This window comes from Balneolales bacterium ANBcel1 (assembly GCA_029688905.1).
In the GTDB taxonomy this organism is placed as follows: Bacteria; Bacteroidota; Rhodothermia; order Balneolales; family Natronogracilivirgulaceae; genus SLLW01.
The window spans coordinates 449,999-457,620 of record JARULB010000003.1; the positions used below are offsets into that span (position 1 = coordinate 449,999).

At 53.2% G+C, this 7,622-nt stretch carries 6 protein-coding genes and 2 tRNA genes; 2 read left to right on the forward strand and 6 right to left on the reverse strand.

Annotated elements, in window-relative coordinates:
• Positions 1-60: 60 nt before the first annotated feature.
• The 4 genes from QA596_06310 to priA form a co-directional block, all read right to left on the reverse strand.
• Positions 61-1,293, reverse strand: a complete 1,233-nt coding sequence (locus tag QA596_06310) for a hypothetical protein (protein MDG5767073.1) — start codon at positions 1,291-1,293, stop codon at positions 61-63.
• The gene (locus QA596_06315; protein ID MDG5767074.1) at positions 1,271-2,200 is read right to left on the reverse strand and encodes a pseudouridine synthase; all 930 of its coding nucleotides are present in this window, start codon (positions 2,198-2,200) and stop codon (positions 1,271-1,273) included. The genes QA596_06310 and QA596_06315 overlap by 23 nt, the downstream gene beginning before the upstream one ends.
• 28 nt (positions 2,201-2,228) lie before the next feature.
• Complete coding sequence (gene scpB / locus QA596_06320; protein ID MDG5767075.1) at positions 2,229-2,972, reverse strand: SMC-Scp complex subunit ScpB; 744 nt, start codon at positions 2,970-2,972, stop codon at positions 2,229-2,231.
• A gap of 209 nt (positions 2,973-3,181) precedes the next feature.
• A complete protein-coding gene (gene priA, locus QA596_06325; protein ID MDG5767076.1) occupies positions 3,182-5,701 on the reverse strand; it encodes a primosomal protein N' in 2,520 nt (839 codons plus the stop codon).
• Between the two features lie 225 nt (positions 5,702-5,926).
• On the opposite strand from priA, the gene QA596_06330 reads away from it, so the two are divergent.
• Positions 5,927-6,003, forward strand: a tRNA-Arg gene (locus tag QA596_06330).
• 122 nt (positions 6,004-6,125) lie between these two features.
• Positions 6,126-6,199 (forward strand) — tRNA-Arg (locus QA596_06335).
• A gap of 57 nt (positions 6,200-6,256) precedes the next feature.
• Here the strand turns inward: QA596_06335 and QA596_06340 are convergent.
• Complete coding sequence (locus tag QA596_06340) at positions 6,257-7,024, reverse strand: hypothetical protein (protein ID MDG5767077.1); 768 nt, start codon at positions 7,022-7,024, stop codon at positions 6,257-6,259.
• Positions 7,025-7,430: 406 nt separating this feature from the next.
• Positions 7,431-7,622, reverse strand: a 192-nt coding sequence (locus tag QA596_06345) for a hypothetical protein (protein ID MDG5767078.1), incomplete at its 5' end; no start/stop codon positions are given.

The following is a 7,622-nucleotide window of genomic DNA, read 5'->3' on the forward strand; positions in this document are numbered from 1 at the left end:
GTGGAGTAACCAGGATGTGGATTGTGTTTATAACTTGGATCCCGCCCGAAACAGCATAGCTCACTTCAACCGGTATAATTCAAGCGCTTCGGCAGCCCGGGCTCTATGGGGATGATCGATTTCGGGAGTTGCGGCTCTGCTGTAGAAATACCGTGCTTCCTCCCTGTTGCCCCTGATGATACTGATTTCTCCCAAAAAGTACAGAGAAGTGATCAGGTTGCGCCTTTCGGCAAAAGGACGCAGAGCTTCCGCCTCCCTGACGGCATGGACGAAGTGACCGGCCGCGTCATCAAAATCTTCGCGCAGGAAGGCAATCTGTCCGAGAACCGTATAAAGCTCTTCCCGAAGCACCGAGATTTCGTGTGAGTGCACATCGTGCCAGTGGTCCAGTGCTTCCTCGATTATGGTTTCGGTCTCGTTGAACCGCTCAAGCAGGAAAAGAGAACGGATATAGAGCCTGCGGAAATAGGTGTTTTCGGGGTAATCAATGTAAAGACTGCTCAAATATGTCAGCGCCCTGTCCGGCTCGCGTTCAAAATGAAGATAGATGTGTCCCAGAAAAAAGGTCGCCTCAGCCTCCATGAAAATACTGTGATCAGCGGCCATTTTCAGCTGTTGCAACCCTTCCTGACGATCCCCCCTCGGAAGCATCCACCCTATCGGCCTTGCAAGCGGATATTCATCCAGAAGAAAAGCGGCAAAATAGCGGTACATGCCGATTCCGAAATTGAGATCGGGGATGTCCGGATGATCCTCTTCGATCGTGAAAAAGTCACGCAAAGCTCTTCGCGCATTGCGGAAACTACGATACCAGCGGTCCCGGTTGGAATAGTAACGCGCCAGCTGTCCATAGGTGATGGAGCGGACAATACGGGCATCCAGGTGGGAGCCATCATCATCAAGAAGCGTGTTGCAGTAGTCTATAAGCTCTTTGGATGCAACAACAAAGGCGTTATCATATGAAGTGTTTTCAAGGTCTATCAATACGGGCCACCAAAGTTCGAGGGACTCCATCATCCTCCAAAGCGGGTGGGCGGGGTAGCGTGTGCGCCATGATTGAAGCTGTTCCCGGGATGCTTCGTATTCACGGTTGTAGTGGAGGCGGATGGCCTGCCGAGAGTCCTGGATGAACGCTTCTTTTAAGAGCAGCGAATGGTTGGTGCCGGTATGATGGTAGTCGCGGGATGTGGTGTGGGCCTGGCCGGCAGGAGGCAGGATCAGCATCAGCATCCCGGTCAGCACCGTCAGCAGAAGGACCAGGCGGGTCATGTCAGCTGCGTGAATCCTGTTCAAGGGGGAGCAGCTTGACCATCTTTCGCAACTCATTAATCTCGTGTTTACGCAGTTTTCTCCATCGTCCGGTTCGAAGGCCCTTTTTTTGAAGCGGACCATATCCGACGCGGTCCAGCCGAACCACTTCGGCACCGAGGGCATCGACCATGCGCCTGACAATATGGTTGCGCCCCTCATGCATACTCAGGGTGACCATGTTCAGGTATTGGGGGTGCCGGCTTGCCCGGTACGCTTTCGCAGGGCCGTCTTCCAGGGCGATACCGGTTCGAATTTTTGTTAACTCATCATCCGTAAGCTCCCTGTTGGTTTCAACTTCGTAGACTTTCCTCACTTTATAGCTTGGATGCATGAGCCGGTTGGCAAGATCGCCGTCGTTGGTAAGCAGAATCAGGCCGGTGGTATTGCGGTCGAGTCTGCCAACGGGATACAGGCGGAGGCCGGTGGCGTCTTCAATGAGGTCCATGACGGTTCGCCGGCCGCGTTCATCACTAGTGGTGGTGATGGTATCACGGGGTTTATTCATCAGGATATATTCAAAAGGCTCAGGCTTGATGGATTGCCCGTCAACGGTGATGCGGTCAGCCGGGTTCACCTGTACCCCCATCTCTTTGCATACCTTTCCGTTGACCCGCACCTTCCCGGCCTTGATGTATTCATCCGCCTCCCGGCGGGAACAGACCCCGGCATGCGCGATGAATTTGTTGAGGCGCAGGCTGGTCGCGCTTTGAGCCGTCGTATCTTCAGAAGCGCGGGATGAGCCGCGGTAGGGAGTGCGGCTCCGGTATCCGCGCCCCGGACTCTCATTTTTGCCGGCGGGGTTTCGCTTTTGCCTACCGCGTTCGGGCACATCGTCGCGATCGGCCGTTTTCCTTGCTCTTCGTTTACTATCGAATTTTCGCTGTGTCAACAGAATTGATTTGAATGGTGATTGGTGGCTACTCCGACGGGCGCTGCTCCTCGCCGGTCTCGTCGGGGGGGCGGTTGCCATTGCTGTCCCTGTTTTCAAACTCCTCGCGAGGCGGCTCTGCTCCGTATTCTGCCGGGGGTGGCGGAAGCAGATCCGATTTCAGCTCCAGCATAAGTTGACGGTGCTCGGCCATATCGTCATCTTTCAGAATTTCCTCAATTTCACGCGGTTTGGGCAGTTCATCTATGGAGTTAATCCCGAAATGCTGCAGAAAAACGGGGGTGGTCCGGTACAGAAGCGCCCTTCCGGGTCCCTCGTAACGGCCGGCAACTTCGATCAATTGCTTTTCCAGGAGCTGTCGGACAATATACCCCGAATCGACGCCACGAATATGATCCACTTCCGGCTTGGTCACCGGTTGGCGATATGCGATAATCGCAAGAGCTTCTATTGCCGACGGAGATATTTTGCGTTTGGCATTCTGATGCTGGAAACGTTCTAGCCAGGAGTGGTAAACAGGTTGTGTGGCAAAGGTATAGCCGCCTCCCTGAACAGCGATGTAAAAAGCCCGGCCGCCCTCTTCGTATTCGGAATTGAGTCCGTTGATGACCACCGAAATATCGCTTTCATCTATGGGTGGAGAGAGCTCGGTTTCGGTGATGGCTCTGGCGATGTCATCAGCCGAGAGTGGTTTTTCTGCAGCAAACAGGATGGCCTCTACGATGGCACCGAGTTTTTGGCCGTTTATTTCCGTGTCTTTGGGATGTGACATCTGCACTTCTCTGTCTCAGTCAGCTTGTGATCTTGCGAATCGTAATATTACTAAATTTATCCGCCATTTTTATAGTGTAAATCGGGATGAGAAAAGTATTTCGGCGCGGGGTCGGGCGCAACGGCTGTCGTTCTCATGATCGGGCTTGTTACCGGCAAGAGGGGGCTAATTTCGTGCGATGTGCCGACATGGCTGCCGGCCGAACCTTGTCAGTGCATGGTGTCCACATTGACCGTGATTCGCACTCTCCCCGAGTTGCCGGGCTTTACCCGATCGTACTCCCTGAAGAGGGTGTCAAACAGTGACTCAATGTACCCGGCCGTTTTATCCGGGGCCAGTTTGATATGCGATTCCCAGGAGAATCGTCTCTTCATCCGGGTAATGGTGGATGGTGACGGTCCCATCACCCGCTCGGCATCGACAAAACGCAACGTTATTTCGGTGAACAGGTTCGCTACGTCGGCGACAATTTGAGCGTCATCCGAACGGAAAAAGATTTTTACCAGCCTGGAGTAGGGCGGATACCCCAGTTCTTGTCGGCTTTTCATTTCATTGCGGGCGAAACCGGGAAAGTCATGATTTTTGGCAAATTGAAGTGCCGGATGGTCGGGCATGAGGGTTTGCAGAAATACTTTTCCGGGTTTGGAGCCGCGGCCGGAACGCCCGGCCACCTGGCTGATCAGCTGGTACATACGCTCCGATGAGCGGTATGACGGGAACGCCAGTTCGGTGTCGGAGTTAATCACTCCTACAACGGTCACATTTGGAAAATCGAGACCTTTGGCGACGATTTGTGTACCCATCAGAATATCGGCATCCCCCCTGCCGAATTTTTGCAGGATGGTGTCGTGGGCGTTTTTGCCCGAGGTGGTATCCTGATCCATGCGGAGCATGCGGGCATCCGGAAAAAGCTCTTCCAGCTCGGCTTCCACTTTTTGGGTGCCGGTTCCGAGTTCACCGACCGCTTCGCTGTCACAGGAGGGGCATGTGCGGGGCATCAGCCTGCTGTAGCCGCAGTAATGGCACCGCAAATGTCGCTTTGGCTTGTGATAGGTAAGCGAGACCGAGCAATGGGGGCATTCCAGCACCTCCCCGCAATCCTCACACTGGATGAAGGTGGAGAAGCCGCGCCGGTTATGCAGCAGAATAACCTGTTCCCTGCGCTGCAGGGCCTCTTCCACGGCAAGATAGAGTGGCACGGCAAGCGGTCCGCGCATGGCCTGCCGGTACTGTTTCAGGTCCAATATGGCTACTTCGGGCAATTCGGCCAGGGCGTGCCGGTTGTCCAGCCTGATCATGGAGGCTTTCTCTCCCGCGGCTACTTGCAGGCTTACCAGGCTCGGAGTGGCCGAACCGGTGAGGATGACGGCCCGGTTATACCAGGCGCGCATGACGGCGGTCTCCCTGGCATGATAACGCGGGGCGGGATCTTCCTGCTTGTAGGAGGGATCGTGTTCCTCATCGATGATAATCAGTCCGGGATCTCTGACCGGAGCAAAAACGGCAGAGCGTGGACCAATGGCAACCTTCTTCTCCCCCTTTTGAAGGGAGGTCCAGGCATCATAACGCTCCCGCTCGCTGAGGCGGCTGTGCAGCACCGCCACCTGGTCGCCAAAAACGAGGTGAAAGCGGCGAACGGTCTGTGGGGTAAGAGCGATTTCCGGCACGAGTATGAGTCCGCCCCGCCCCTGCCGGAGCGTTTCCCGCAGCGCATGGATATAGATTTCGGTTTTTCCGCTTCCGGTGATACCGTACAGCAGAAAACGCTTGAACACCCGGTCGCTTATGGCCTGTTTTACCGGTTCAAAAACGGTTTGCTGTTCCTGGTTCAGCCGGCTGATGGCATTCGGATTGAACGGAAGTTTTGCCGGCAAACGATCGGCCGCCACCTCTCGGGATTCAACAAGGCCGGAATCCTGAATACGTTTCCAGACATAAGGCGTGATCTCCGGGTGCTCCAGAATCTCCTTGCGGGTAGCCGGAAGGGGAAGATCTTTCAGGATCCGGACTCCATGCACCCATTTTGGGGTCTTTTTACCGGGTTCGGATGTGTTTTCGTCGGGGGAGGCCATGGCGGAAAGCGGGTCGCGGGTGTCGTCGGTCCAGCTCCATACAGTGACCGTGCGGGGCGTCATGCGCAAACGGGGGATTTGCCATATCTCAATCAGCCCCTTGCGGACAAGCCGTTCTATCGCCCGTTCCCCCTTCTTCCCCCATCTTCGCGAAAGGTCTTCGTAAGGGATGTCGGTGTTGTCGGGATGGTTGCAGATTTCGTCGTAAACATCACGCTCAATCCCGCGCGACGGTACTTTATGCCGGCTGTCGGTTTTACGGATTTTGGGTTCCGTGAGAAAGTTCATGCCGGCGGGCAGTGCCGCCTGAATAGCTTCCCCGAATCCGGAATAATAGAAGCGATGGACCCACTCGGTGAGTTTGAGCAGATCGGGCGATAGAACCGGCTCGGAGTCGAGCACCCGGACAATATCGCGGGTCTCGAAATCGGGACGATTGCTGTGAACTTTTACAACCATGCCGACGGCCATCTGATTCTTGAGCGGTACCCACACCCGCATTCCGGGTTGAATGTCTTCGCCGTTCTGATCAGCACGTTCGTCGGAGTTTCGGGTTGGGGGGTGTCCGGTTTCCATGCGTGCCGGCCTGTCCGGAATACGGTAGGTGAAACACTGCCTGATGGCGGCATGAAACGCGATATCTGCATATCTGGACATGAATCAAACAGGGTGGATGGTGGATGGAGAACGAAAGAGAGTCCGGTCGCGGGCGGCGTCACGCCGGAAAGATACAATATCCGGCGCGTTTTTAATGACCGGGATTTGACACAGCGGCGTCGTTTCGTTGCCTGTGCCGGATTGGCCGGTGGATACGCCGGCACTACATTAATTGTCTGTGCAGAAGCTTCGAAAAAATCGTATATTTGATGCTCTTTTTTGGATGCGCCCGTAGCTCAACTGGACAGAGCGTTAGGTTCCGGTCCTAAAGGCTGGGGGTTCGAGTCCTCCCGGGCGTACCAAACAGAAAAGAGCGGCAAGCAGGCCGGTGGTCATCGGTTCTCCGTGTGAAATCGGATTTCGGTATGGAGCCGTAACGGTGCCCGAACGGCTTGCGATGCCCGAGTGTTTGATATCAGCGTATGCGCCCGTAGCTCAATCGGATAGAGCGTCTGACTTCGGATCAGAAGGTTGGGGGTTCGAGTCCTCCCGGGCGTACACGAATCCAATGCCTTGTGTTGCAGCAACTTGCTGTGGCGCAAGGCATTTTTTGTTTCAGAATCTGTACGTCGCCGAAAACACGCTGTAATGCAGCCAGGCGAAGTTATAAACAGATTCGACGTCAGCGCCGCCTTCAAGGGTGCGGTAACCGGCGCTTATGCCCCAGTAGTCATTGATGGCGTAGTTCACCTTCAGAGCGACATCAAAAGCGCGACCCGGTCCTCCGGCCAGACCCTCGGCATCTAACAGGAGATGCCACTTACTGGCGAATTGAAAGTCGGATCGGATACTCAAAAGGGGCACAAAGCCCAAATCGGTATCTTTGCTGGTCGTATTTTCCTGTGTCAGTTCAATTTTTGCGTCACGGAGTTTTGCAGTAAAGCCGACCGAGAAGTTGAATCGCTCATGGGCAAATAGTCGATAGCGGTAGCCCAGACGCCAGGAGTTGAATTTGTAGGTGGCATTTAGTGAAGATCCGGGCTCGTAGGTTTCGCCGGCGAAATTCACCGGACTTGTAAACGCACCGGTTTCGGTGTATGATAGTGGCGCGAGCAGCCCATACAAACTGTTGCGGTCATTGATATTCCAGGTTAGATAAAGTCGCACCGAAGGCCAATAGCCATTCCCTGCAAGTTCGGTAAGTGAAAACCGGGTGCCATCTTCGGAGTTGGGAATCTGAACAGAGTTACGACTTTGCCATACCGGGCCAGCTTCAAGCGAGATTTCGAATCGTGTATCATGTTGTGCCGAAACCGATGGTGCCGCCAGGCAAAAAAGCACCAGCAAAATGAATGGGTAAAACATCATGTTCTTTCGCAGCATCTTATACCTCATTTTGTAAATAGTTGCGGTGTTGCAGCGTGATAATCTGACGGAAAGCGGAGTGTATTTGGCCATGACGTGAAGCAGTTTTTCATCTGTCGGATTCAGCGGGGATTTCGTTATTTTACAAGAATTCATGGGTGGTAAACTCGCAAGCCTTCAGGGTTAATTATGTACATTTTGCCGGCTTTTTTGTGCGCATAAAGAGCAGATTGTTGAAAAATATGTAATATTTCTGTGGGTGTGTTATCAATCATCAATACATCATAAAAATACTGACCTTTTAGTATGATAAATGATTGTATAGGGTGCTAATCGACAGACGGGTTTACTTTATATTTCTGTTTGGATAGGCCGCAATTGTGTATTAATTTGGCTCAATATTGAATCAGGGTCGGTTGTCTCCTTAGCAAGCAGTTGAAAGATATAAAAGGTCAGGTACAAAGCAGGTTTTTCTGATAGAAAAAGGATGATTTTTGTCAGAATAACTTGAAGTATATGGGATGGCTTGATAACATGTTTTATAGCTTGATTTATCATTGAATCGATGCAAACAGCCAATTATTTCGGCCCCACAATCTATAACAAGGTTAAAAAT